We start from the raw sequence: 719 nt of genomic DNA, 5'->3' as shown, positions 1-719 counted from the left end.
CTAAAACTTCTGGAATATTTCATGAGGAATGCAGGCACGGTGCTTTCCCGGCAAATGTTGCTGAAGGATGTCTGGCATATGGATTTCCCGGTTCGTACGAACATCGTCGAAACGCATATTTGTCGTCTGCGGGAAAAACTGGGGCAGGACGGCCAACCTCTGATCCACACCGTCAGGGGTAGCGGTTATGTCATGAGTGCGTGACTCCCTGGCGGTATAGGATGATCTTGCATGCATGCCCGGTTCGGCCATCCTGGATGAGATGGGTACGCAAGCAGGATGACCATGGCGTGTAGGCAAATGCCTTTCGGTCCGACATCGTAGTCGGCCATTAACGATCGCAGCGACAACGGAATAGAGATCACTGCGCATATAATTCGCGTCCCGCAGGAGAAGCGGGGTTCCCATAGCCGCCTTGGGAAAGTCTTCAAGGAAGTTGATGCCCACTATCTATTGCCGGGATAGCATTATCCCACAGACCCATTTCTATGTAATATTATATTGTTTTTGTCACGATATAAATGAAATACAAGTCGCATGCAGAGCACTGAAACGACAGCCTTTGATAGCACAATTACAAGAAGTACATTCACGATATCATTCCATTCGTTCAATATACAGAAATATTTAATACATTATGTCTGTACCCCGAATATCCGGCCGATGGCAGCCGTCACGGCCATCGCTACGATGCCCCAGAATATGACCCGCATTGCCGG

Annotated in this window: 2 protein-coding genes; both read left to right on the top strand. The window is 49.0% G+C overall.

Features of this window, described 5'->3' with window-relative positions; translation table 11 throughout:
• Positions 1-204: winged helix-turn-helix domain-containing protein (locus HNW77_RS17255; RefSeq protein WP_172159322.1), on the top strand; the 204-nt coding region annotated here is incomplete at its 5' end.
• A gap of 333 nt (positions 205-537) precedes the next feature.
• Positions 538-719, top strand: a 182-nt coding sequence (locus tag HNW77_RS17565; RefSeq protein WP_206677832.1) for a hypothetical protein, incomplete at its 3' end; no start/stop codon positions are given.

Origin of the sequence: Komagataeibacter melomenusus (assembly GCF_013155395.1) — a bacterium.
Lineage (GTDB): Bacteria > Pseudomonadota > Alphaproteobacteria > Acetobacterales > Acetobacteraceae > Komagataeibacter > Komagataeibacter melomenusus.
The sequence above is the reverse complement of the archived record's forward strand: the minus strand, read 5'-3'. Positions and strand labels throughout refer to the sequence as shown.